This is a genomic window from Micromonospora sp. LOL_013 (assembly GCF_048060315.1).
Taxonomy (GTDB): domain Bacteria; phylum Actinomycetota; class Actinomycetes; order Mycobacteriales; family Micromonosporaceae; genus Micromonospora_E.
On sequence record NZ_JBHMIQ010000057.1, the window covers coordinates 1 to 23,274 of the forward strand.

Below are 23,274 nucleotides of genomic sequence, written 5' to 3' on the forward strand. Positions count from 1 at the left end.
TCGTCTTGGTCGATAAGCCATCTACCGGAGACCTCGCTGTTTACCGGGCAGCGACACGCCGGAAGTTCGTCAACCGCCCACGGCCGACTTTGATACACGCCCTAGGTCGCGAGGTCGCAGCCGCACCTCGAGTCGGGCCGGCCGCCGGCTGAACCGGTTACTGACAATGGCCACGTCCGCGACCGGAGTGACCAGCGCGAGGTCGGGGAACCGGCCGAACAACCGGCCGATGGACTCCTGTAGCTGGACCCGGGCCAGCGGCGCGCCCAGGCAAAAGTGGGCACCAGCGCCGAATACGAGGTGGCTGTTGGTCGATCCGCGGGAGAGGCCGAACGACTCGGGAGCTGACAGCCGCATCTCGTCGCGGCCTGCCGAGTCGATTGACACCAGCACCGCCGCGCCGGCCGGGATCACGACGTCAGCGACGGTGACGTCGCAGGTGGCGTACATCATGCCGGAGAATCCGGTGCTGGCTTGGGCGTACCGGAGGATCTCCTCGACGGCAGCGTCGAGAGCCACCTCGCCCGACCGCAACCGGGCCAGCTCGGTGGAGTGCTGGAACAGTGCCAGCAACCCGTTGCCGAGCTGGGTCGCCACGGTCTCGTAACCGGCGATCGCCAGCAGGAGCACCGTGGAGACCAGATCGTCGTCGGACAGCTCACCCGGCTGTCGGATCAGCTGGGACAGTGGACCGTCACCGGGCTGGGCGCGTCGGACGTCGAGCAGCTCGACGGCGGCGCGGTGCAGGCGGGACATCACGGCGCCGAAAGTCACCATCGACGCGCCGCTATCCAGCAGAGAGACCGCCCACTCACCGAAGGCGGGACGGATGTTGTCGGGCACTTCGAACAGTGCGTACAACACCCGCAGCGGCAGCTGGAAGGCGAAGCGCGCCATCAGGTCCACTGGCGGTGGGGTACTGGCCAGCTCGTCGAGCAACTCCTCGACGAGCTGTGCGACCTGGGGTCGCATGGCTTCGGCCTGGCGGACGTTGAACACCTGGTTGACGTGTCGGCGCCAGCGGGCGTGGTCCGCCGGATCGGCTATCGACAGCCCGAAGTCGAAGGCGGGTGTGGCGGGCCGGGTCCGGCCGTCGGGTGACCCACCGGCCTGGCCGGAGACGGCCCGGGCACGCACCGGCCGCCGGCTGAGCCGCTCGTCGGTCAGCACCTGCCTAACGTGCTGGTAGCTGCTTATTAGGTACGCGGGTGTGCCGGTGGGAAGCCGAACCTGAGCGACTGGGGCTTCGCGGCGCAGCCGGCCCAGCTCCGGCGGGAGTCGGAAGGGGCATTCGGCGGCGAACGGATACGTCGGCGGATCTGCCGGTGAACCCGAACCGGTGGATACCGAGGTGCCGCCGTCTGCTGAGGTTTTGTCCGTTTCGGTGTTCATCTCAACTCCGCTGACAGGAGGGTGGATCCTCTGGTCATGAAATCCGCGTGACGGACGAGTGGATGGGCTGCCCACCGGTGGCTCAAAAGATAGCGTGGACATCCGTGCTTTGCAAGGTGTCTTGCTTCTGGTCAAGTCGAATAGAACACCGCTGTAGCGAGATTAGACCGAACCTTTAGGCGATCGCCCGCACCATCCGAAGTGAGGCTGTGTCGGGAGCTTCGGGTCACCTCCCGGAACTGTCCGTTCGCCCGTTCATCTTCTAGGATTATCGGTGGCCACAGTTTATGAGGAGGACGCCATGGTGGCGAAGCGCCTGTACTGCTCCATCATCCTCTGGAATCTCTCCCAGTCGGAACAGACGATCACCTCGTTGCGGGGTTACCTTCGTGACTACGCTGTCGATGCGTACTCGCAGATCGTCGGGCTGAGGCAGAAGCTCTGGATCTCGTCGACCGGTCCGGAGGGCGAGCTTTGGGGTGCGGTCTACCTATGGGACAACGAGGAGGCCGCGTACGGCAGACCGCCGGCCGTATCCCGGGTGGGGGAGTTGATCGGCTACCGGCCGACTAGGAGGGAATATTTCTCGGTCGAAGCCGCGGTCGAGGGCATCAGTGCGGTCGGCGCGTTGATGGCCGGCCTCGGACTGGCATTCCAGGAACCTGCGGTGGAACCGTTCAGCCGGCCCAGGGAGTACGTCCCCGAGCCTGACGCGCTGGTCATTCCGACGACCAAGGGTGATCCGGGCGAACGGTCCTGACGGCTGAGACCGTTCCGCGCCCGCGCGGCAGCCTCACCGGCCGGTAACCGCCGGATCCGTTGCCGAGGATTCCGGTGCCGACAGAGTGTCCAGGACCGACAGCGCGTCGGTGCCACTCAACGATTCGCAGCTGCGGCTGACCAGGTAACAGAGCAGGTACCGCTCGGCCATGGTCAGACCGGCTGTGTGTAGTCCGAGATAGAGCAGGCTGGTACCGAGGCGAACCGCTAGGAAGGCCGGGTCGCTCTGCACGTACTGCTGGAGCGCCTCGGAGGACGCCGCCTTGCGGTGAAATCCGCTCCGCGACAGGTCGTTGTCGTGCGTACTGGGATCGACCAGTGCGGCTACCTGAATCTCCCCCGATCGGAAGGCCGCCTCGAACTCTTGCCTCGCCGACCGGGCGGTCCGGTACCACAACCCTGCCGGTTCGTCCGCCAGTAGGCCGGCATCAGCTGCTCGTAGGACGCCCTCGACCGTCGTGTCGACGACGGATCGCGCACGCTGGTAGCGCTCGTCCATGGACGAGCGTGCGGCACGCGGATCACGGCAGGTGCTGAGGAACGCCTCGGCGTGGGACCGGAAACTGACGAAGCCCAGCGGCACACCATTGAGCGGCAGTTCCGAGGCGCCCGGCGCGGACGACGGTCCCTGCGCCGCCAACTGCGCGGCCATGACAGACAGGGCTTCCTTGACGAGAGACTGCCGCTGCCCGCCGCCGGCTGCGGCTAGCTCGACCACCACCGGTCCGACCTCCCGCAGAAAAGAGCGGGTGAGGGTGGGCAGGGCCCGTCCGCCGAAAACCGGGCCGGCGAGCGGGACAAGGCTCGCGGGGCGCACCACCGCGGTATCGGGGGTCGCCACGAGCCGGCGGCCAGGGTGGTCGTGGGCTTCTGGACCCGACGGGTCGACAATGGCGTCGGCGGCGACCGGTAGCGGTCGCCGCGTGCGGCCGCGTACGGCCCGGTACGCCTCCGCGAGATCGCCGTCGGAGGCCGCCCGTGCCTGCAGGTAGAGCGCCGGCAAGCCGTGTGCGGTGACGTCACGGACGAGCACGGTGTCGGCGATCGGCGCCGCTACTTCCGAGACCGTACGCAGCAGCGGTCCACCGACCTCGACGACGGTCGCGCACCAGTAGTCCGCCGGAACGACCAGCTCCAGCTCCCACCACTGCCAATCGGCGTGGGTCACGCCAACTCCGGCTGCGACATCGCCATCTCGAAGGCGAGCTCGATGAGCGTCACTCCGACGTTGCGTACTGGTAAACGGATGCCACGTTCGTCACAGATGAGCCCTCGTCCCCGCAGGAAATCGGTCAGCGGCGCGATGGCCGGACGGGTGAGCACCTCGTCGAGGTCGGTGCCAGTGGAGACGAGCCACTCGTCGCGCAGGATGCCGTCGAACATCGCCAGGCCGGCCTGAAGGAAGGAGATCAGGACACGGTCCTGGCTGGCCGGGACCGCGACGTCGAACTTGGTAGGGGCGTCGACGTAGCTGTGCAGCAGGCCCTTGCGATGCGCCAGGAACTGTTGGTTGACCAGTGAGATCGCCCCGGAACCGAAGCCCACCGTGTCGGCGCGCAGTTGGAAGTACATCGCCGCGAACGGTGACACCTTCCCGAAGTAGCCGGACGCGTACTCACTCAGCCCGGCCGTGGTGATGAGTCGTCGGGCCTGCGTGAACAGGTGCTTCTGATCGCGGAGGTAGCCGCGCTTCTCCTCGGGGTTCATCCGACGTCGCATGAACGTGCCGGGTGTGGGGCGGAACGAGTAGAGGGACAGATGGTTGACTGGCAGTTGTACCGCCTGGTCGACGGTGTACCGCAACTCGTCGAGACGCTGGTCCGGAAAGCCGGACATGATATCGATCGACACGTCGTCGAACCCCACCTCGCGGGCGGCATGAGTGAGTCGGATGGCCTGGTCGGCGGTGTGCCGGCGGCCTAGCCGCCGCAGCCGGTCGTCGTCGAAGGACTGCACCCCGCTGGACACTCGGTTGAAGCCGAGTTTGCGAAAGAAGGCCAATCTCTCCGCGTCTACCGTGTCCGGACTGCACTCGATCGTGGATTCGGCAACCGTGCTGAGGTCGAACGCGTCCCGCAGGGCTGTCATGACGCGGGTGGCCTCGTCGTTGTCGAGGCTGCTCGCGGTTCCGCCACCCCAGTAGATGACGTATGACATCGCGTCGCTCCCGGCGAGCTCGGCACCGCGCTCGCGAATCTCCCGGCAGAGCGCGTCGATGTACTTCTCCCGGACGGAGTCGTCGGGTTTGCGGAGGAGGTCCTTGTTGGGGATCGCCTGCACCCAGTCGCAGAACGTGCAGCGTGAGTGGCAGAACGGGACATGGGCGTACAACAGCAGGACACGCCTGTCCGCAGTGCTGCTGGGAAGGCCGAGCTGGTTGTCGGCGGCGGGGGCGGTCCTCATCAGCCGGTCCTTTCGAGCGTCTGCGGCTTGGCTGCCGTTCGAGCGTGTCCCGTGGCGGTGGGGCCGGCGACCACGGGACACGCTCAGGCGTGCGAGCGTTCTCTACACCGGGGCACCGGACTTCACCGGCGGACCCAGGCGGTCGAGGGTGATCAGGAGGAGCAGCTGCAGCTGCACTCGCAGGTGGTGCAGGACGCCGACATGACCTTCGCGACGACCTCGCTGTCCTCGAGCCGGCTCTCGTCCAGGAACTCCGAGATCTCCAGGTCGTCGATGTCGAGCGTCGAGAGTTCGTTCTCCATTTTGCCACCTCTTTCTCTGAAAGTGGTTCCGGATGCGGCCCCGAAGGTGAAGTTATTTATCGATGGGCGGCTCTGTCAAGCTTTGCCAAACAATTCTTGGCAAAGTAGATTTTGACTACAAGGGTGCTAAAACCTTGTTATGATCCGGCTCTATGGGTGGCATCGTTGACGTCAAGGATAGCCATGGTCCGGACCTGTTGTTGCAGCTAGACCCCTTGCTCCTGGGCAATCGGATGGCTTTTACCGGGGTGTTTTTGTGTTGTCAAGTGCGGTTGCGTCTTGCGGTTGCACCGAGGTAGCCTCACCGAGGTCACCCAGTGGGATGCGTCAATTTTGTATGTTGGCAGTAACGGAAATTGCGCCACCACCGACTGTCGGAAGGGGAAGTCGTGAGGGATCAGAGCGCCACAGCCACATCCGATTTCATGAAACCGGACTTCGGCGCTGTACAGAAGGAGGCCGAGGCGGTCGACACGAGGGCCGCGCTGGCGTCGCCCGTCGGTAAGGTTCCCGCCGCAGGCCGACCTGCCGTCGCACTGGCCCTGTGGCAGGACCGGACGATCTCCACGGAAGAGCTCATCGCCGCCGCAGAGGCCCGGTGCGCGACTCGCGAGCCGCGATTGCACACGTTCGTGCCGCTCTATACCACCAACCACTGCGACTCCGAATGCAAGATGTGCTCGATGCGTAAGGGCAACACCCGGATGGATCGTAAGTTCTCCGGCCGAAACGAGATCCTCGAGCAGCTCGACATCCTCTACACCCATGAAGGCGTCCGCGGGGTCGGCCTGCTGACCGGCGAGTACCAGGACAAGTACACACGGCTCAGCACGGCGTTCCGGATCGGTTGGGCAATGCGAGCCGCGCTCGACATGGGCTTCGAGCGCATCTACTTCAACATCGGCAGCATGGAACCAGACGAGATCGACGTCCTCGGGGAATGGATCCGCCCCTCCGAACCCGTCACCATGTGCGTCTTCCAGGAGTCTTACGACCGGGAGACGTACAAGCGGTTCATGGGCCGGACGCCGCAGGAGGTGCCGAAGGCCGACTTCGACCGCCGAGTCGTCTCCTTCGACCGCTGGCTCGACGCCGGGTTCCGGTACGTCAACCCAGGAGTGCTGGTCGGCCTGCACGACGATCTGGCCGCCGAACTCGTGGACCTCGTCGCGCACGGTGCCCACCTGCACGAACGCGGTGCCGTGGTCGATCTGTCGTTACCACGGATGCGTCCTGCCAACGCCTCCCGCGACACCACCCGCGTCAACGACGACGACTACCTGCGGATGCTCGCAGTCGTCGCATTCACCTGCCCGGAGCAGCGTCTCGTACTCACCACCCGAGAGCCGCAGGACTTCCAGGACAAGGCCGTCGGTCTGGCCGGAGTTTTCAGCCCTGGCAGCCCGGACGTGGCACCGTACCGCGCGGGCATCCAGGCGCAGAACGATGTGAACACCTCACAATTCCTGGTCGCCGACCTGCGCCGCCCTCGGCACATCCTCAGCCGGTTGCAGGCCAACGGCATGCGGGTCGAGCACTTCGTCGACCCCGCCGGCGTGCCGACCGTCGCGATCGGTTGAACCGGCAGGCCGACCAGCCGCCTGTGTACCTGCTGCATGGGCTGCTGGGCACCGGGTACGGACACTTCAGCGGGCAGATCCGGGCTTGGGAGGGGCGGTACCGGGTGGTACCCGTCGACCTTCCCGGGCACGGCCGGTGTCGCCTCGACGCTGGCCCCGACTACCTTGACACCGCGTTGAACTATGTGGCGACGGTCATTGACCGTTTCGGTCGTCCCGGACGGCTGGTCGCTGCGTCGTACCTCGGCGGACCTTTGGCGGTGCGGTGTGCGGCCGGTCGACCGGACCTGGTGGAATCTCTCGTCCTCACCGGCTTCGCACCCGGCCTGCGGCACGACGTCTTTGTCACCCTGCTCGCCGGATTCGGCACGTTGATTGACGCTGACCTCGCCCTGGTCGCCGAGTACGACCGCCTGCACGGAACCCGGTGGCGGGCGACGCTGGCCGCCTTCACCGAGCACGTCGAACGGGCGTACGAGGACACCGCGCTGGTCCGTCCAGAGGCCCTGGCCGTGCTCGCCACCGACACGCTGCTGATCAATGGGACGCTCAAGTCAGTGGAGCTGGCGGCCGCGCGCGATGCGGATCGGTACGGACCACGGGTGCACGGACATGTCATCGACGGCGCGGGACACATCGCCAGCCACGACGCGCCGGATGAGTTCAACAGCGCCGTCGAGGCGTTCTGGCGGAAGGAGTACGGCAGTGAGCGATGACGTGCGAGCTCAGCTCTCCCATCTGGTGCAGGAAGAAGACGCCCGTCGCACTCTTGACTCGCTGGAGTCGGTGGTCATCCGGACGTACCTGACGAATCAGGGCTACGGCACGCCCGCCGAGGACGGGCCGCTGACCATCGAGGGGTGGGTGGCATGGGTCGAGCAGCATTCCACCGTTTCCTGACCACATCGTCCGCCACCACCGGGGTGTACTGGGGCGGCGAGCACGCAAGCTGGCGGGACCTCGCGGCCCATCGGGTCGCCGAGGTCCGACCGGGCGGGGCCTACGTGGTTGATCCGTCCGTCGGTCTGGCATCCTTGGCGGCACTCCTCGCAGTGGCGTCGGTCCCGGACACCACCCTGCTGTGGGCGACTCCCGGCTCCATTGGCGCACGCCGGCAGCTCGCCACCGGTCTTTACGAGATCGAGCCACCCTTGCCGGGTCCCACCGACCGCCCGATCTGGGGCGTGGCCACCTCCGGCAGCTCTGGGGCCGCGAAGATCGCGTTCGGTCACGCCGACGCCTGGGAACTCGTCGCACTGCACTACGAGCGGGCAATGTTCCAGCCCGCGTTTGACGGTCGCACCCCGGCGGTTCTCGCCACCTGCCTGCCGCTGCAGTTCTCGGCAGCGTTCTTCATGGTCGTTCTGCCCAGCTTGTTCCTGCAGCGGGACATGGTCGTCTTCCCGACGCACGACTGGGCGCCGGTGTCGGATTCGTCGCGCGACACGTTCGTGCTGGGCGTGCCAGCGGTGACCGCAGCGGCCTGTGCCGGCACCGCCGCACCCGTCGACATGCGGCACGTCCGCCTCTTTCTCGGCGGCGGCCATGTAACCAAGACCCGGGTCGACCTGATCCGAGATCGGTTCCGGGGGGTCTCGCTGGCCAACCTGTACGGGACGGCCGAGACCGGGGCCATCACCGTGGACCATGACCCCGGCCACAACCAGCATGTCGGTCGGCCCATCCTCGGCAAGACCGTGTGGATCGACGAACCGGACGAGCGGGGGGTGGGCAGGGTCGCGGTGGCCGGACCGGACTGCTGCCGCTATCTCTGGCGGCCCGGGGAGTCGCCGCGTGCCACCGGCGATCATGTCGAGGGCATGGATTACGGCCGGGTCGACGCCGCCGGGAACCTGTGTCTCGAGGGCCGGGTCGACGCTGGCGAGAAGCTGCACGGTGTGCTCATCTACCCCCGGGCGATCGAACGCCACCTGTTGCGACTGCCCGGCGTGTCGGACGTGCGGGTACTGGTCGAGCGCCGCGACTCCGGTCTGGAGCGGCTCGTCGCCCGGATCGTTGGCGACGTAGAACCGGCCGCGGTTCGGGCGCACTGCCTGGAGCTCGACGAGCTGGAACGGCCGATCGACGTCCAGGTGTTCGCTGATCAGGCGGCCGGCACCGTATACAACGCGCACGGGAAGTTGCGATGACGGCAGCTGACTCGCGTCGGTTCCGCATCCGGCCAGACGCGTTTTTCGTACGACGGCCCGACGGGGTGCGGCTGAGTAACAACTCCGGTTCGTTAACAATCCGCGGTGTTGGCGCCTACCGGCTCGTCGCCGCGCTCTTCGGCAGCCTTGACGGCGAACGCACGCTGGACGACCTAGTATGTGGACTGCCCGACGCGGCCCGCCGTTCTGTGCTGGAACTGGTCGCGACCCTGGACGCGAACGGCTTTCTCGCCAAGGTCCGGCATCCGGCGGAGCCGGTGCCGGACCGGCTCCGCCGGTACTACCCGGCCCAGCTGGACTTCCTCGAACTGCACGCGGAGGAACGGCCGGTGGCGCGGTTCCACCGTGCCCGGTCGACACCGCTGCTCGTGGCCGGTCGTGGCGTCGCGCTCACCGCGCTGCTCGGTGCGCTGACCGATTTCGGGCTGGCCAGACTGCACGTCGTGGTGGCCAAGTCGGACGACGAGCGGGTCGCGCAGGTCCTCGCCACCGCCGAACGACGGGACGACCAGGTGCGGTACGACGTCCAACAGGTCGACCAGGTCCAGCCGGCGGAACTGGTCGACCGAGCGGAGCAGTTGAACGCGCCGATGGTGCTGCTTGCCGACGAGGCGGACGATGATCCAGCGGCGGTCTCCCGCCTTGCCGACGCTCAGGCCCGGCTACGCGACGAGGGACGGTTCCTGTCGGTTCTCGGCCGATGCGGCGACTTCACGGTGGCTCTGCCCGGCGGTTCCCGCAGTTGTTGGGATTGTATGCACCGCTGGACGGCGGCTCGGGCGGTGGCGACCACCGGTGAACCGCTGCCGATGGCTGCGGCACCCGCCGCGATCGCCGCACTGCATCTGGCACAGCACGCCTTCGCCGTTTTGGCCGGAGTGCCGCAACCCGCGTTCGAGCGGATCGCGACCATCGAACCGATCGCCCCGGTGGTGCGGTCCCACCAGCCGCGCCGGCACCCGCGCTGCCCGTCACACCGGGCGGACCCGGCCACCGCGCAGCACGCCGCGCACGGAACCCGACTGGAGCCCGCCGGTGACGAGGACGATTTGGTTCGTCCCGACGTCCCGACTCCCGAGGACACGGCCGACGTCCTCGCCGTCGCGGACCGGATCGTCGTTGCATGCGCAGGGTGGACCGACCCTGTCGTCGGGCCAGTGCTGGCGCTCGGCGAGGAAGACATCGACCAGGCTCCGCTGGCAGGTAGCGCGTGCCGGGTCGCCCGGCCCGACAACAGTGCCCGGGTGCCCCGTGTCGTCCGCATCGTCTGCCGCGCGGTGTCCCCCAGGGAGGCCCGCAACCAGGTCGTCCTGGCGGCGTGGGAAGAGCTGGCCCGGGAGTTGGCCGACCGCGCCGGGCTGCTCGCCGAGGGCTGGTACGTCGGTGCGGGCTGGTCCCGGGCGGAGTCCCTGTACCGGGCCCGCCTCGCTGCGGCGCAGGCCGTGCCCACCGTGACGCAAGCCGTCCCAGCGGAGGTGGCGCCGACCCGCGCCTTCCCCACCCTGGACGACACGACAGGACCGGTGGGTACGTTCCTCGCCAGCGAACTCGCCACCTGCGGCTCCTGGCGGACGGCTGCCGTGACCGACGACGCGACGGGTTTCGTCCGGGTCGTGCTCGACACCACGACGGGGATCGTTACCGGCCAGGGTCTCACCGCCGGCCACGCCCGGGACAACGCCCTGCTGCGGGCGGTGGCCGACGGCCTTGCGTGCGCTGCCGACGACGGGCCGGTCCGGGCCGCCCATCTGGCCCCGCCGGTACGTACCTGGAGGGAGGCCCTGGCCTGGCTCGACCGGCGGACCCGGTGGGCGGACGGTCTCGACCTCGGCCACCTCCTGGGCTTCCTCGACGACCAGGCGTTCGTTGTGGCCGTTCCGGGGGTGCCGGCATGACGGCGACGGCGATTGCATCGATGGACGTCGTCGGGACCGGCTTCCTGGCCCGTCACCTCGCGGCGCGGCTGACCTGGTTGGCGGGCACGGGCACCGGGGTCCGCCTCCTGGTCGCCAAACTCGACGACGTCGACAGTCATCACGACACGATGGTGGAATGCGTCGGGCTCGGCCAGTCCCTGCTGTTCGTGGGCTTGTGGCGCGCCCTGGTGTACATAGGGCCGATGTGGATGCCCAGCCGAGCCGGCTGTCCCCGCTGCCTGGTGATCCGGGTGGCGAACTCTCCGTTCGGTCCGGACGTGGACGGCGACACGATGCCGGAGTCGTCGAGCCAGGACTCGCGGATCTGGTCGCTGCGCCCGGCTGCGCTGGGGATGGTCGAGCGCTACGTCCAGGCTGCCCTGGACGGCGCGCTGCTGCCCCCGGGCCGGGTGCTCGTGCTGGACACCGAGGTCGGGACGGCCGAGCCCCAGGTCTTGTTGCCCGACTCGACCTGCGCTGGCTGCGGCCGGCCCGCGTCGACGACGGTGCCATCGTTCACCCCGACCGACACCGCCATGCCCAAACTGACACCGGTGACCCTGCGTACCCGACAATTGGACGCCGCTACCCTCGGCAGAGACTATCTGTTCTCGGGATTGGGGCTGTTCAAGGAGCTCCGGCAGGACCTGCAGAGCCCGTACGGGGCCTGCTCCGTCGAGTTGACCACTCGCTGGGGGCGGCGGGAGCCGGCCATCGGCCGGGCCCGCAGCTACGCGGACAGCCGCACGATCGCCGTGCTGGAAGGCCTGGAACGCTACGCCGGCCTGCATCGCGGCGGTCGGCGGGCACCGGTGCGCGCGGCCTACGCTGATGTCGCGGACCAGGCCCTCCACCCACCCCGGCTGGGCATGCACCCCGCGAGTTCGTACGCCCGGGATAACTTTCGCTACCAGGCCTTCGATCCGGACATCGTCGTCGACTGGGTGTGGGCGTACTCGTTCCGGACCGGAGACCGGATCTTGGTACCCGAACGGTCCGCGTTCTGGGGGCCGCGGCACGACCAGGAGGTGTCGTTCTGTTACGACACCTCCAACGGGTGCGCCCTTGGCAACTCTGTCGAGGAAGCGGTGCTGCACGGACTGCGGGAGGTAGCTGAACGCGACTCGTTCCTGCTCACCTGGTACCGCCGCCTGGCCCTGCCGGAGGTAGAGCTGCCCACCGATGGGGATCTCGGCGTGCTGCTGCGCAAGGCCAAGCTCTTTACCGGCTTCGACGTCCGTTGCTTTCAGTCTACGATGGAATATCGGCTGCCGACGTTCTGGCTGATGGCGTACCGATCGCAGCCAGGTGTCGGGCCAGTTGTCTTCGCTGGCTCCGGAGCCCATCCGGACCCCCGGCAGGCAGTCACTGGCGGACTCCACGAACTCGTCGGCAGCATCCTGGCCACCCGGCACAGCTATCCACAGCGGCGGCCGGAGGCGTTGCGGATGTTGGCCGACCCCACACTTGTCCGGCGGATGGAGGACCACTCGCTGGTAGGTGCCCTGCCCGAGGCACGCGACCGCTACTCGTTCCTGCTCGACACCGTCCAGCCGACTGTTGCGCTGGACGAGGTCGTGGCCACCGTCGCCGTGCACGATCCGGACATTCGGAGCGACCTGCATCAGGCTGTCGGTGATCTCCTAGCCGTCGGACTGGACGTGCTGGTCGTCGACCAGACGATGCCCGAGCTGGCCCGCAACGGGCTGCACTGTACCCGGGTGATCGTGCCTGGCCTGGTGCCGATGACATTCGGCCATCTGAACCGGCGTACCGAAGGGTTGCCGCGCCTCACCGACGGGACGAGCCTGCCCTACCGCAGTCAACTGGCCGCTGGAGAGGAGGTAGGAAATGTACCGCACCCCTTCCCCTGACCGGATCACCGAGTACCTGCGGCGGCTACGCGAGGATCCGCAGTCGGTCAACGCACCCGACTGGCGGGTGGACTATCCGGACGGGCCGTGGCCGGTGAAGGTGCACCAGGGTGGGACCCGGGTGTCGCCGGAGGGGCCACTGGCGCGGGTGTTGGGCGGATCGGTCGCGGTCACTGCGGTACGGGGTCCTCGGACTACGATGCGTCGCGCCGTGCCATCCGGTGGTGCGATGCACCCCACCGAGGTGTACGTCTTGTGCGCCCACACCGATCGGCTCTGGCACGTCGACCCGTACCGGATGGAACTGCTCGCATTGCCGGCGGACCGACCGAGCCGTCTCCTGCGCGTGGGTCTGCGGCTCGCGCCCGGGGCCGCCCTGCCGCCCGTCGTGCTGGTCCTGACCAGCCGATTCTGGAAAAACTTCTACAAGTACGGGAACTTTTCTTTCCGACTGGGCGCCGTCGATGCCGGCGTCGTGCTCGGTCGCGTGCTCCGGCTGGCCGAGGCGGAGTTCGGGACCGCCCTGGTCCGCACCGACTTCGTCGACGCCACCGTCAACGCCGCTTTGGGCCTGGACGGCCGGGACGAAAGCGTGTACGCCGTCGTCGGTTGCGGCCCTGTGGAGGCGGACGGCGCGGCCGGACGGGTCGATCCGGCACCGATCGAGGCACCTAGCGTCTTGGAGCGGTCCCGGCGCGTCAAGCGGTCCCTGATGTTCGACTTCGTCCAGGCGAGCGCTCAGGTGCTGCCGCCGGACCCGGTGGCGTTCCGCGCCGCGCCGGAGGTGGCGTCCCGCGTCGGGGCGGTGGCGCTGCCTGCGGCCGCGCCGGTGGACCTGAACGACCTGCGGGTCATCGTGCGTCGACGCTCCGGCGGCCGGGCGTTCACCGGCCACCCCGTCGACCCGGCGACGCTGTCCACCGTGCTACGTCACGCCGAGGCCGCTGGCGCGCAACTGCGCGACCGCGCGGATCCGGCTGTGCCGGACATCCGACTGTTCGTGGCGGTACACCGGGTGCGGGGCGTGCCGACCGGCTGGTATGCGTACCGTCCGGACCTGCTCGCCCCGGCCGGCCGGGGCCCGGACCCCGGACTCGGTCCACGCCTGCAGGCCGCGCTGTTCGGCAGCGGCGTGAACGCCGAACTGGCGGCGTTCACCGTGCACGTCGTCGCTTCCCCCCGCCAGGGGTGCCGGTCGGCCCGGCACTACCGCACCCAGCAGTTGGCGGTAGGCGTGGCGATCGAAGCCACCGTCCTCGTCGCGACCGCTGTGGACCTGGGCAACCACCCCTTCCTCGGCTTCGACGCCGGTGCGGTGGACGCGGCGTATGGCCTGGATGGGCAGGACAGCGGCGCGCAGGCACAGATCTGTGTCGGAGCTGTACATGCCGGCGACGAGTGGGAGGTGGCGGTGAGGCCCCGATGACCGGTGACTTCAGCCCGTACATGCTGTTTCGGCGGGGCGCGTTCGGCCTGCCCGCGCTGCGTGGTCTGGTGCCCGAACGGTTCTGGGCACTGCTGGACGAGGCGGAGGAGACAGCCCGACGGCGGGCACCGCTGCGCGAGAAGCTGGCCGACGCGTTGTACGCCGCCGTCCCGCTCAGCGCGACCGAGCACCGGAGGGAACTGCTCGCCATCAGGCGGGCGGTGCACAACGACCGGATGCCGCCCTCGCCGTCCTGCCCCGATTTGCTTTCCGACCCGCTCCGAGGCCTGCTCGACGAGTGGCGTGCCGAACGCGGCACCGCCGACGGGCTGGCGGCCCGGGCCGACGAGGTGCTGGCAGCGGAACTGACCGCAGGACGGCAGGCGCTAGCCGAGGTCGCCCGAGGGGAGGACTTCCAGCGCGGGGTGCAGCTGTCCGGCGAGGACGTCTACCGGGAGGCAATGGCGTATGCCGCGAACCCGCTGGAAGCCAGACGCAAGGCCAGCCGGACGCGCCGGGCCGAGAGCACGGTAACCAGCTTCGCCTACCGGGTCGCACTGAAACCCTCGCCATTCGGCGCCTTCACCGAAATCGGTGCCGGGCCGTGGGCGCCGGTGCCCACTACGGCGGTTCGGCGTACCCAGGTCCGGCTCAGTGTCGGGCTGGTCATGTGGATGCTGCATCAGTTGCACCGGATCGACGGGGCGGACGCCCTACTGCGGGTCCGGTTGAACAATTCGCTGCAGGTCCGGAACGGCCGCGCAGTCTTCGTCCGCCGACCCATCGAGGGCTCCGAGGATGGGTTCGAGCCGGACAAGGTGGTCGTTGCCCGACACACCGATCTGGTGCGGGCTCTGACGACGATCCTCGGCGCCGGCGACCTGACCGTCAGCGATCTGTGCGAGCGGCTGGTCGCCGTGGGACTGCCGGCAGCGTCCGCCCGGGACACCGTGGAGAAGCTGATTCGGTTAGGGTTGTGCCACCGCGGGCTCGGGCTACCGGACCAGACCACCGACCTGGCGGGGGCGGCCGCCGTCCGGCTGCGCCGTCTCGGCACCCCGCAGGCGGTGGCGTGCGCCGAGATCTTCGACGGCCTGCGAGCGATCGAGTGGACGTACGGTGCCGCGAGTGCCCGACGTCGGACCGACCTGCTTGCCCAGCTCAGAACGCTGGTGCACCGCTTCGCCGAGGTGTGCAGCGGCCCACCTCCCGCTCCGGAAGCCATGCGGGCGGCGCTCTACGAGGACGTCGGCACCACCGGCCGGCCCAACACCTGGCGGCCGCAGATTCTCGCCGCCAACCGCGACAACCTCGACCTGCTGCAGCGGCTGGTCCCCGTCCTGGACGACGCCACGATCGAGAAGCTGGGCTTGTACGGATTCTTCGTCCAGCAGTTCGGGTCCACCGCGCAGGTGCCCCTGGTCGAGGTGTACCGGCAGTTCGCCGAGCTGCCGCCAGCTGTGGCCAGCGCGGTGATGTGCGGCATGCACGATTCCACCAGTGCAATCGTGCACCGACTTCGGGAGGACTTCTTCGGCCTGCTGCGGTCCCGGTTGTCCGCCGACCCGGCAGCCGAGCGGTTGGTCCTGGACCCGGCCGAACTCGCGGCGTTCGTGGAGCGACTCCCGCCCTCCGTGGCACCGTGGCGTTCGGCGGCGTACCGGGTGCAGTTCGACGCCGGAAGCGGCACTGCCGTCGTCAACGGGATGACAACCGGACGCGGGGTGTTCTTCTCCCGCTTCTGTGAGCTGCTGGAGCCCGAGGACTCCGATGGCTGGAGCCTGGCGACGGTGCTGCGGCGGCACGTCGCCCGCACCGCCCCCCGGCAGACCGACCTCACGGTGGTGCTGGGCCTGAACTTCAACCTGCATCCCCGGTTGAGTCCAGTGGAACTGGTGTACCCGGGCTCGGTGGCGGTGCCAGGCGGTGCCGCGACGCTGACCCTGGCCGACCTCAGTGTGCGCGCCGACCAGCATGGGCGCCGCCTGGTGCTGGTGTCCGACCGGGACGGGCGGCCGATCGACCTGGTGCCGCTGAACTTCCTCTATCCAGCGGCGGCACCCATGCTGTACCGGTTCCTATGCGTCTTCGCGCCGACCCGGACCTACCGGGGCGGGCTGTGGGACCAACTGGACCGCGCCGACGGGCCGTACGTGGGCCCGCGGCCCCGGCTGCTCCTCGGTGATCTTGTGCTGGACCGCCGGTCGTGGCGGTTCGACATCGACGACCTGCCGGCCCTGGCACAGCTCGAACGGTACGAGTCCAGCGGTTTGGCGGACTTCGACTCCTGGCGCCGGTCCGTCGGCCTGCCGCGACAGGTGTTCTTTCGGCTGGTACCACGGCGGGCGGTGCCGCACGGCGAGCGGGACCTGCTCGCCGAGACCCGACAGTGGGCGTTGGAAGCGCGCAGCGCCCGTCTGCACAAACCGCACTACCTGGATACGCGCAATCCCTTCCTGGCACACGTCTTCGCGAAGCAGGCGAAGGCGATCCGAGGCGGGTCCGTGGTGCTCCACGAGTGCCTGCCCCAGGCTGCGGACCAGGACGGGGCGGCCGGCGCCGAAGAGTTCTTCGTGGAGTTCAACCGGAGGGTGACCGATGTCGGGTGATGTCTGGCGCAGTGTGCACGTGCACCGGCTCGTCGGGCAGGACGCGTTCCTGACCGATGGGCTGGGTCCCGCGCTGGCCGATCTGCGGGCGCAATGCCGCGTCCGCCGGGCGTTCTTCCTGCGGTACTGGGAGGGCGGACACCACGTCCGGGTGCGGGTCCGGTGCGCGTCGACGGACGCCGATGCCGTCGTAGCGGACCTGGCCGGGGTGCTGACCCGGTACCTGCGCGTACACCCGGAGGACCATTCGTTCGACCTCGACGAGTTCGCGCGTATCGCACAACCCACGATGGCCGCGCTGGAGGGTGTACCGGCGGGAAGCACGTACCCACCGGGCACTGTCCGCGAGGCACCGTACGTCCCCGAGTACGACAAATACGGCGGACCGGCCGGGGTGGCCGTAGCCGAGGAGTTCTTCGACCGTAGTGCCAGCCTGGCGCTGAGCGTACTACCGCAGGTGATCGAACGTCCCGGCCGCCGTCTGGGCCTGGGCTTCACGATGATGCTCCGAGGTCTCGACGCGGCGGGGTTGTCGCTGGCGGCGGCGGCGGCGTTCCTGCGCCACTACTGCCTCATGTGGTCGCCCTACGTCTTCGACGAGTTCCTCGACACCTGGCCGCAGCTCCTGGCACAACGCCGAGGCCAGGTGACTGCCCAGACCGGGCGGCTGCTCGCCGCACGACCGCTGACCGACGGCTACAGCACGGCGGTACGGACGGCCGTCGCCGCAGTGGCAGCCGAGGCGACGGTGCTGCGGGCGGTGACGTTGGCCGGTCCGGACGCCGACCCGGCACGCCGCCGCCGGGTGCTGTTGGTCAGCTACCTACACACCCACAACAACCGGCTCGGTCTCACCCCGGAGCAGGAGGCGTTCCTGGGCTACCTGGGGCACCACGTGCTCGCCGAGTATGCCGGCACCGTCGCGGACCAGGATCTGCTCCAGCAGACCCGCGCCGAACGGGCACAGCGGTTCAGTGCCCTGACTCACCCCGTTTCTTGACCCCAAGCCGGAGGACGATCATGGACGTGACCGCCACCCCCTACCCGTTCACCCGCACCAAGCCATTCGTGGAGCCACCACAGTGGGCATGGATCCGTGAGCATGCCCCGGTGACCCGGGTGAAGTTGGCCAGCGGCGACCCGGCCTGGGTGGTCACCCGGTACGAGGATGTCCGGACAGCCCTGGTCGATCCCCGCTTCAGCCGTTCCATCAACCGGGCGGGCGCGGCTCGGGTCGACACGGGATACCAGGCCGACCGGTCAAGTCCCACGTTCACCTTTGGATCCTCGATTTCCGAGCCACCGGGACACACCCGCTGGCGGCGGATCGTGGCGAAAGCGTTCACCCAGCGGCAGGCGGACGCGATGCGGCCGAGTATCGCCGCGCATGTCGAAGAGATCCTGGACGGGATCTCCGTGCGGAGTGACCAGTTCGACCTGATGGCGGACTTCGCCTACGAGCTGCCCATCCGGGTGATGAGCGACCTGCTCGGCATCGAGGTCGAGAATCGTCCCGAGTTCGTGGAGCTCGCGGCCAAGATCACCCGCCGGGACATGCAGTCGTCGTTCGCAGAGTTCGGCGAGGCGATCAGCGGTATCGGCCGGTACGCGGCCCGGCTCATCTCACGCAAGCGCCGCGACCTCGGCGAAGACCTGCTGAGCCGGCTCATCACGCTTCGAGACGAGGACCAGTCATATTTGTCCACCGAGGAGCTGATTTCCACTGTGATATTGCTGCTCATGGCCGGGTACGAGAGCACCGCCGTGCAATTGGGCAACGCCTTCTTCGCACTCTTCCTCAACCCCACCCAGCTGGCCCTGCTACGGGAACGTCCCGAGCTGATCGGCACCGGAGTGGACGAACTGCTGCGATGGGCACAGATGGGCACCGGGTTCGCGGTGGCGAAGTACGCCACCGCCGACATCGAGGTCGGCGGAACGACAATCCCGGCCGGTGCCACGGTCTTCGTCTCGCTCGGGTCGGGCAACCGTGACACTTCAGTCTTCGGCGTGAACGCCGACGTGCTGGACCTCACTCGGCCGTCGGCGACCAACCAGCTCGCCTTCAGCCATGGCCCGCACTACTGCCTCGGCGCGGCCCTCGCCCGGAGCGAGATGCAGGAGTGCATTTCGCGGGTACTGGCGCGGTTCCCGTACCTCCGCCCCGCAGAGGACCTCTCCGACGTGGTCCTGGCCAGCAATCTGTTCACGTACTACCCGAGGGAACTACGGCTGACCACCTCTGGGGACGAGCGATGAACGCCACGCCGTTGGCCGGCAGTACGCTCCCGGCCGGTTTGCTCTGGGACGACGTCCGGGGCCGGCTGCAGGTCCGTGATCCGCGGCTGGCTGAGATCGTGCTTCGCGACCAGCACATCATCACGGGCGTCGACCACGGCAAGTCGGGCCGGCCGGCCGAGCTGCCCCCACCAGGACATGCGCCGACGATCACGCAGTTCTTCGAGATGTGGTACACGGTCGGTGAGCACTATGCTGTGTTCAACAGCGAGTTGCGCAAGGTGTTCATTCCTCGGATGGTGCAGGCGTTCGGTGCGGCGTTCCGGGCCGAGGCGGACCGGCTGGTGGCCGGTATGCCTGCCCGGGGCGACCTGGCTCGTGACTATCTGTCGCCGTACCTGGCGCACAGCACCTTCCTGATGCTCGGCGTACCGGAGCAGGAGTGGGGCCGCCTGGCCAAGGTCTCCCGGTTCGTGATCCACCTGTTCAAACAGCAGCTGCTGGGCGTCACCGAGTACGGCGAGCGGGAGCGGGCCGCCTTCGCCACCACCATGCTTTATCTCAAGCGACTGACCGACGAGCTACTCGCCGGCACCGGCGCCCAACCGTTCCTGGCGGCGGCCCGCCAGCTTGCCACAATCGGCTCCAGCACTTGGCCCATCGCCGCCCTGATCGGGCAGCTCCTCATGGCCGGGATCGAACCGATGATCGTGGGGTCGAGCATCGCCTGCCGCGAGATCTGGTCGTCTCCGCACCTGCGGGAGTCAATCCTACGCGAGGTGGTGGACACCGGCGAGATCGCCGAGGAGGTGCTGCGACAGAACCCGCCGTTCGGCAACATCTTCCGGTTCGTCAGCCAGCCGTGCGAGTGCCTGGGCGTCCAACTACCGCCCGGCACGATCGTCGCGGTGGACACGGCTGCGGTCAACCTCAGCCATCGCGCTGCGGCCGACCCGGCCAATGGCTGCCCGGTCCGGCCCAGTGAGTTGCTCACCTTCGGCAAGGGCACGCATTACTGCCTGGGCGCGCACAGCGCACGGCTTCAGATCGCGACCGGGCTGCGCCAGCTGGTCCACGGGGCTCCCGAACTGGAAGTGGACGTTGCGGCTGTCCGCGTCGACACGAGCAACAACCTCAAGGAGGTACGGGCGATTCCCTACCGGATCGGGAGCGACGATGCCGAGTGAACCGGACCAGTGCCGGGCCGCCGCGACTTCTACCGTCGCCGCGCGCGGCGGGCCCGCAAACGATGCCCAGACCCTGCCTGCCGGGCTGTCCTGGCGCGCCGACACGAAGCAGTGGCTCGTCAGAAGCCACGACCTCGCCGATATCGTGTTGCGGGATACCCATATCGGCATGGAGCTGGCGCCTGATCGGGTGCGGGTACCGTTACCCAGAACCGACGAGGTTCCGTCCGTGACCCAGTTCTTCGAGCTGTGGTACCAGAGGGGAGCAAACCATCCGGCCTTCGGCCGGCACCTGCGTCGCGCATACGCCCCCGCCGCGGTCGCCGACTCCGCCGCCGACTTCGTCGACCTGGCTGCTGCCCGGGCTGCGGTACTGCCATCGGCTGGCGACCTCGTCACTGACTTCGTGGAACCGTTCTGCCTGGACAGCACGTTGCGGCTGATGGGTTTCCCGGCTACCCGGTGGCCGATGCTGGCAAAGGTCTACCGGGTCATCATGCTGGTGATCCATGCCCGCTCGCGCGGTGTGCTGGATCTGCCGGCCCGCCAGGCAGCGGCGTTCAGTAGCGCGTTGCGCTATCTGCGGGGCGCAATGGACGAGCTGACCGCTGGCGCGGCGGTGACCCCGGTAGTGGCGAGTTTCCAGGCACACGCGGCGGCGGAGGGACGGGACCCGTGGGGCGACGTGGCGGCGGTGGCGCAGCTGCTGGCAGCCGGCGTACCACAGGTGACGACGGGCACCGCGGTGGCCTGCCGTTCCGTCTATGGCGATCCTGCGCTGTTGGCTTCGTTGCGAGAGGGCACGGTCGACGCCGCAGGCGTGGCCGAGGAGGCGATGCGGCTATCGCCGCCCTTCCTCGGCGTGTACGGCTGGGTGCTGGCAGACTGCGACTGTCTCGGCGTCCGGCTGCGTTCTGGTGAGGCGGTAGTCGTCGACCTGGTGGCCGTCAACCGCGATCCGGGCCGGATGACCGATCCCCTCGCTTTCTGCCCGGGACGTAGCCGCAACCTCAATATCACCTTCGGCAAGGGTGCCCATTACTGCCTCGGTGCGGCCAGTGCCAGGTTGCAGGTGGTGGCAGGGCTGGTTGGTCTGGTAGGCGCGGTTCGCGTTCACCCGGATGTGTCGGGCTTTCGGCTGACTGACGACGGGTTCGCGCTGACGGCCCGGGCGTTTCCGTACCGCGTGGCGGACCGGCCGACGGGAGGCCGAGCCGACCCGGGGTCCGAGCGGGGGAGCACGGGCAGGGCCTAGCCCGGGCCACCCACCGACCACGGCGCGGTTGCGACGTCGGTCGGGATCCGCTGCTGTGGTACGGACCGCTGTGGCGTGCCCTGCGCCCCGGGCGCACCCAGTGTCCCCAGGGCGCCCTGCCAGGGCTCGATCAGGTTCGTCGTCGCCTGGTCGGCGCTCAGCATCGAACGGTGCAGGCGACGCAGAGCTGGCGAGGGTTCCAAACCGCGCTTGTCGGTGAGGTTGGCGCGGAGTCGCTGGTAGGCCTCCAGCGCCTCGCACCGGCGGCCCGACCGGTAGAGGGCAAGCATAAGGTGCGCCACTAGGCCTTCATGGGTGGGGTGCTGCGAGGTGACCACGGACAGCTCGCCGATGAGTTCGTGGTGTCGCCCGAGACGTACATCGGCCTCGATCCGGCAGAAGAGGGCGTTGAGCCGACCTTCGCTCAGGTTCTGCGCGTACAGCCGTAGTCGCGGGCCGGCCTGAACGTCCGCGAGGGCGGGCCCCCGCCACCAGCTGAGCGCCTCGGCGAAGGCCCGGGCGGCGGCTGCATGCTCCTGCCGTTCCCGCGTCCGGTACCCGATGTTGGCGAGCCGCTCGAAGTGGCCGGCGTCGACCGAGTCGCGGCGTACGCGGAGCAGATAGCCGGCCGGAGTCGTCACGAGGACCTGCTTGGCATCGTCAGCTTCTCCTGCGGCGGCGGCGGCACTCTGCATCAGTTTGCGAAGGCCCAGAATGTACGTCTGGATGGTGGTACGGGCATGTCTGGGCGGCGACTCGGACCAAAGTTCGGAGATCAGAATGTCCACCGGAACCACGTCATTGGCATGCACCGCCAACACGGCAAGAACTGTTCGTGGTTTGATGGCGGTGGGGACGACGGGCTGACCGTGGTGAGTCGCAGCTAGCGGGCCTAGGATTGCAATACGCACGGTCACTCCCCAAGTGCAAAGAACGCGGACCAGCTCTCGGTCTGCGAGAATTCGTGTCGGCGGCACGGTCCGAGCTGAAAGACTCGAACGCACATCTCGCGGCGAGAACCCGACCGACACCACAAAAAGCCACAGCGCGGGCGGCCACCGCGGTATCTAGATCTGGACGGGTGGCGTCAGGCTCCCCCGTCATCACTGGTCCCTACGAAGCCGCACCGGACGATCCGACAGAACGGTCGTACGTGTCGTGGTGCCGGTCGCCAGAAAATCGATTTCGATGCATTTCGACGGGCATAAGACGCCGTTGTCTAGAGAGCCCAAGTTGAACACTCCCGTCGGCATTCTCCAGGCACCCCCGTCGGCAACGCTCCTCGACCATAGCACCCGATCGGCAGGGGGGTAACCCTCTGCGGTGCCTCGGTGACGCTTCGGCTGTATGGCTCTTGGCCTTGACCGCGCTTCGGCTGGTCTGTCCTCACTGTGGCGAGAGTCCGCTGAGTGGCATCGTGGCGCTGCCCAGGTTGCGGCCGACTGGTCCGATGGTATCCCAGTGGACTGAGTCGCAATCCAAGGCTGCGCGCCTTGTCTCGTTTTGCAAGAATGCCGATGATCTATCTGGTTGACGTTATTTGTATTGAATCTTTGGTGGCCCTGCTCCAGCGGCCGGCGAACCCCTGGCGCTCGGGTTCGCCGGCCTCACTTGCGTACGGTCGTTACGCTGCTGCGTCGTGGTCGACGAACCGAGCCGAGTCAGCACGTGGGCGCTCCGAGTGATGGTGTACTGCGGGGCGGTGACCGGGCTGGCGCTGTCGGCGGCGGCGATCGTGGTCGAGGACGCGCCGCTGTGGTGGGTGCTGGTGGGTGCGCCGCTGGCGATCTGCTGCGGGCTGCTGGTGTTCGTCTGGCTGCGGTTCCGGCTACGCCACCGCTCGCCTGAGGCCCGTAAGCGGGCGGTCGAAGCGATGGCGGCTCGGCGCGGCACGGTGGGGCGGCCGTTGGAACGTTCCCGGATCGCCCAGCGTGCCACCCGGCACAAGAACGCGGTGCTCGCCGCTGGGGTGCCGACCACCGCGGTGGTGCAGTTCCTCGCTCCGCACACCGGGCCAGTCAGTTTCGCCACCTGGTCTACCTGGGCTGGAGGTCGTTGGACAGGACGGTGCCCGATACGACCTGATGGCTTATTCGGTGTAGGTCAGGCGGCGAGGGTGAAGTCGAGGCGTTGGAGGTGTG

Annotated in this window: 19 protein-coding genes; 14 read left to right on the forward strand and 5 right to left on the reverse strand. The window is 68.3% G+C overall.

Features of this window, described 5'->3' with window-relative positions; all coding sequences use genetic code 11:
* Nucleotides 1–69: 69 nt before the first annotated feature.
* Nucleotides 70–1,392 (reverse strand): cytochrome P450, encoded by a 1,323-nt coding sequence (locus ACFHWS_RS26940; protein WP_416569402.1) that lies wholly within the window; start codon nucleotides 1,390–1,392, stop codon nucleotides 70–72.
* 301 nt (nucleotides 1,393–1,693) lie between these two features.
* Here ACFHWS_RS26940 and ACFHWS_RS26945 point away from each other — a divergent pair, with 301 nt between their 5' ends.
* Nucleotides 1,694–2,152 (forward strand): hypothetical protein, encoded by a 459-nt coding sequence (locus tag ACFHWS_RS26945; protein WP_416569403.1) that lies wholly within the window; start codon nucleotides 1,694–1,696, stop codon nucleotides 2,150–2,152.
* Between the two features lie 33 nt (nucleotides 2,153–2,185).
* On the opposite strand, the gene ACFHWS_RS26950 is transcribed toward ACFHWS_RS26945, so the two are convergent.
* The 3 genes from ACFHWS_RS26950 to ACFHWS_RS26960 all read right to left on the reverse strand — a co-directional run bounded on the left by ACFHWS_RS26950 (nucleotide 2,186) and on the right by ACFHWS_RS26960 (nucleotide 4,877).
* Nucleotides 2,186–3,340, reverse strand: a complete 1,155-nt coding sequence (locus ACFHWS_RS26950; RefSeq protein WP_416569404.1) for a hypothetical protein — start codon at nucleotides 3,338–3,340, stop codon at nucleotides 2,186–2,188.
* Nucleotides 3,337–4,575, reverse strand: coding sequence for a coproporphyrinogen-III oxidase family protein (locus ACFHWS_RS26955; protein ID WP_416569405.1), 1,239 nt, complete (start codon nucleotides 4,573–4,575; stop codon nucleotides 3,337–3,339). The genes ACFHWS_RS26950 and ACFHWS_RS26955 overlap by 4 nt, the downstream gene beginning before the upstream one ends.
* 152 nt (nucleotides 4,576–4,727) lie before the next feature.
* Nucleotides 4,728–4,877, reverse strand: a complete 150-nt coding sequence (locus ACFHWS_RS26960) for a thiocillin/thiostrepton family thiazolyl peptide (RefSeq protein ID WP_089009173.1) — start codon at nucleotides 4,875–4,877, stop codon at nucleotides 4,728–4,730.
* Between the two features lie 425 nt (nucleotides 4,878–5,302).
* Between ACFHWS_RS26960 and nocL the strand changes: the two genes are divergently transcribed.
* Genes nocL through ACFHWS_RS27020 form a run of 12 tightly spaced genes read left to right on the forward strand, consistent with a single transcriptional unit; the run spans nucleotide 5,303 to nucleotide 21,133 of the window.
* Nucleotides 5,303–6,457: a 3-methyl-2-indolic acid synthase gene (gene nocL, locus ACFHWS_RS26965; RefSeq protein WP_416569406.1), complete on the forward strand. Its 1,155-nt coding sequence runs from the start codon at nucleotides 5,303–5,305 to the stop codon at nucleotides 6,455–6,457.
* Nucleotides 6,458–6,480: 23 nt separating this feature from the next.
* Nucleotides 6,481–7,173 carry an alpha/beta fold hydrolase gene (locus ACFHWS_RS26970; RefSeq protein WP_416569407.1) on the forward strand — a complete coding sequence of 231 codons (693 nt, stop codon included), beginning with the start codon at nucleotides 6,481–6,483 and terminating at the stop codon, nucleotides 7,171–7,173.
* Nucleotides 7,163–7,357 (forward strand): hypothetical protein, encoded by a 195-nt coding sequence (locus ACFHWS_RS26975; protein WP_123604190.1) that lies wholly within the window; start codon nucleotides 7,163–7,165, stop codon nucleotides 7,355–7,357. Before ACFHWS_RS26970 ends, ACFHWS_RS26975 begins: the two co-directional genes overlap by 11 nt.
* Complete coding sequence (locus ACFHWS_RS26980; protein ID WP_416569408.1) at nucleotides 7,327–8,607, forward strand: AMP-binding protein; 1,281 nt, start codon at nucleotides 7,327–7,329, stop codon at nucleotides 8,605–8,607. The genes ACFHWS_RS26975 and ACFHWS_RS26980 overlap by 31 nt, the downstream gene beginning before the upstream one ends.
* Nucleotides 8,604–10,523 carry a hypothetical protein gene (locus ACFHWS_RS26985; protein WP_416569409.1) on the forward strand — a complete coding sequence of 640 codons (1,920 nt, stop codon included), beginning with the start codon at nucleotides 8,604–8,606 and terminating at the stop codon, nucleotides 10,521–10,523. The genes ACFHWS_RS26980 and ACFHWS_RS26985 overlap by 4 nt, the downstream gene beginning before the upstream one ends.
* A gap of 20 nt (nucleotides 10,524–10,543) precedes the next feature.
* Nucleotides 10,544–12,418 carry a TOMM precursor leader peptide-binding protein gene (locus tag ACFHWS_RS26990; RefSeq protein ID WP_416569410.1) on the forward strand — a complete coding sequence of 625 codons (1,875 nt, stop codon included), beginning with the start codon at nucleotides 10,544–10,546 and terminating at the stop codon, nucleotides 12,416–12,418.
* Nucleotides 12,396–13,844, forward strand: a complete 1,449-nt coding sequence (locus ACFHWS_RS26995) for a hypothetical protein (RefSeq protein ID WP_416569411.1) — start codon at nucleotides 12,396–12,398, stop codon at nucleotides 13,842–13,844. Before ACFHWS_RS26990 ends, ACFHWS_RS26995 begins: the two co-directional genes overlap by 23 nt.
* Entirely contained in the window at nucleotides 13,841–16,453 is a 2,613-nt protein-coding gene (locus tag ACFHWS_RS27000) for a lantibiotic dehydratase (protein WP_416569412.1), read from the forward strand. The genes ACFHWS_RS26995 and ACFHWS_RS27000 overlap by 4 nt, the downstream gene beginning before the upstream one ends.
* Complete coding sequence (locus ACFHWS_RS27005; RefSeq protein ID WP_416569413.1) at nucleotides 16,443–17,453, forward strand: lantibiotic dehydratase C-terminal domain-containing protein; 1,011 nt, start codon at nucleotides 16,443–16,445, stop codon at nucleotides 17,451–17,453. Before ACFHWS_RS27000 ends, ACFHWS_RS27005 begins: the two co-directional genes overlap by 11 nt.
* Nucleotides 17,454–17,479: 26 nt before the next feature.
* A complete protein-coding gene (locus tag ACFHWS_RS27010; RefSeq protein WP_416569414.1) occupies nucleotides 17,480–18,712 on the forward strand; it encodes a cytochrome P450 family protein in 1,233 nt (410 codons plus the stop codon).
* A complete protein-coding gene (locus tag ACFHWS_RS27015) occupies nucleotides 18,709–19,878 on the forward strand; it encodes a cytochrome P450 (protein WP_416569415.1) in 1,170 nt (389 codons plus the stop codon). Before ACFHWS_RS27010 ends, ACFHWS_RS27015 begins: the two co-directional genes overlap by 4 nt.
* On the forward strand, nucleotides 19,868–21,133 hold the full coding sequence (locus ACFHWS_RS27020) for a cytochrome P450 (protein WP_416569416.1): 1,266 nt from the start codon (nucleotides 19,868–19,870) through the stop codon (nucleotides 21,131–21,133). The genes ACFHWS_RS27015 and ACFHWS_RS27020 overlap by 11 nt, the downstream gene beginning before the upstream one ends.
* Here the strand turns inward: ACFHWS_RS27020 and ACFHWS_RS27025 are convergent.
* Nucleotides 21,130–21,945, reverse strand: coding sequence for an AfsR/SARP family transcriptional regulator (locus ACFHWS_RS27025; protein ID WP_416569417.1), 816 nt, complete (start codon nucleotides 21,943–21,945; stop codon nucleotides 21,130–21,132). The two genes, ACFHWS_RS27020 and ACFHWS_RS27025, sit on opposite strands and share 4 nt — an antisense overlap.
* 827 nt (nucleotides 21,946–22,772) lie before the next feature.
* Here ACFHWS_RS27025 and ACFHWS_RS27030 point away from each other — a divergent pair.
* Nucleotides 22,773–23,274: hypothetical protein (locus tag ACFHWS_RS27030; protein WP_416569418.1), on the forward strand; the 502-nt coding region annotated here is incomplete at its 3' end.

Coding starts and splice junctions, on each gene's coding strand:
- ACFHWS_RS26940 (WP_416569402.1), bottom strand. CDS start 1,392: ATGAACACCGAAACGGACAAAACCTCAGCAGACGGCGGCACCTCGGTA.
- ACFHWS_RS26945 (WP_416569403.1), top strand. CDS start 1,694: ATGGTGGCGAAGCGCCTGTACTGCTCCATCATCCTCTGGAATCTCTCC.
- ACFHWS_RS26955 (WP_416569405.1), bottom strand. CDS start 4,575: ATGAGGACCGCCCCCGCCGCCGACAACCAGCTCGGCCTTCCCAGCAGC.
- ACFHWS_RS26960 (WP_089009173.1), bottom strand. CDS start 4,877: ATGGAGAACGAACTCTCGACGCTCGACATCGACGACCTGGAGATCTCG.
- nocL (WP_416569406.1), top strand. CDS start 5,303: ATGAAACCGGACTTCGGCGCTGTACAGAAGGAGGCCGAGGCGGTCGAC.
- ACFHWS_RS26980 (WP_416569408.1), top strand. CDS start 7,327: ATGGGTCGAGCAGCATTCCACCGTTTCCTGACCACATCGTCCGCCACC.
- ACFHWS_RS26985 (WP_416569409.1), top strand. CDS start 8,604: ATGACGGCAGCTGACTCGCGTCGGTTCCGCATCCGGCCAGACGCGTTT.
- ACFHWS_RS26990 (WP_416569410.1), top strand. CDS start 10,544: ATGGACGTCGTCGGGACCGGCTTCCTGGCCCGTCACCTCGCGGCGCGG.
- ACFHWS_RS26995 (WP_416569411.1), top strand. CDS start 12,396: ATGTACCGCACCCCTTCCCCTGACCGGATCACCGAGTACCTGCGGCGG.
- ACFHWS_RS27000 (WP_416569412.1), top strand. CDS start 13,841: ATGACCGGTGACTTCAGCCCGTACATGCTGTTTCGGCGGGGCGCGTTC.
- ACFHWS_RS27005 (WP_416569413.1), top strand. CDS start 16,443: ATGTCGGGTGATGTCTGGCGCAGTGTGCACGTGCACCGGCTCGTCGGG.
- ACFHWS_RS27015 (WP_416569415.1), top strand. CDS start 18,709: ATGAACGCCACGCCGTTGGCCGGCAGTACGCTCCCGGCCGGTTTGCTC.
- ACFHWS_RS27020 (WP_416569416.1), top strand. CDS start 19,868: ATGCCGAGTGAACCGGACCAGTGCCGGGCCGCCGCGACTTCTACCGTC.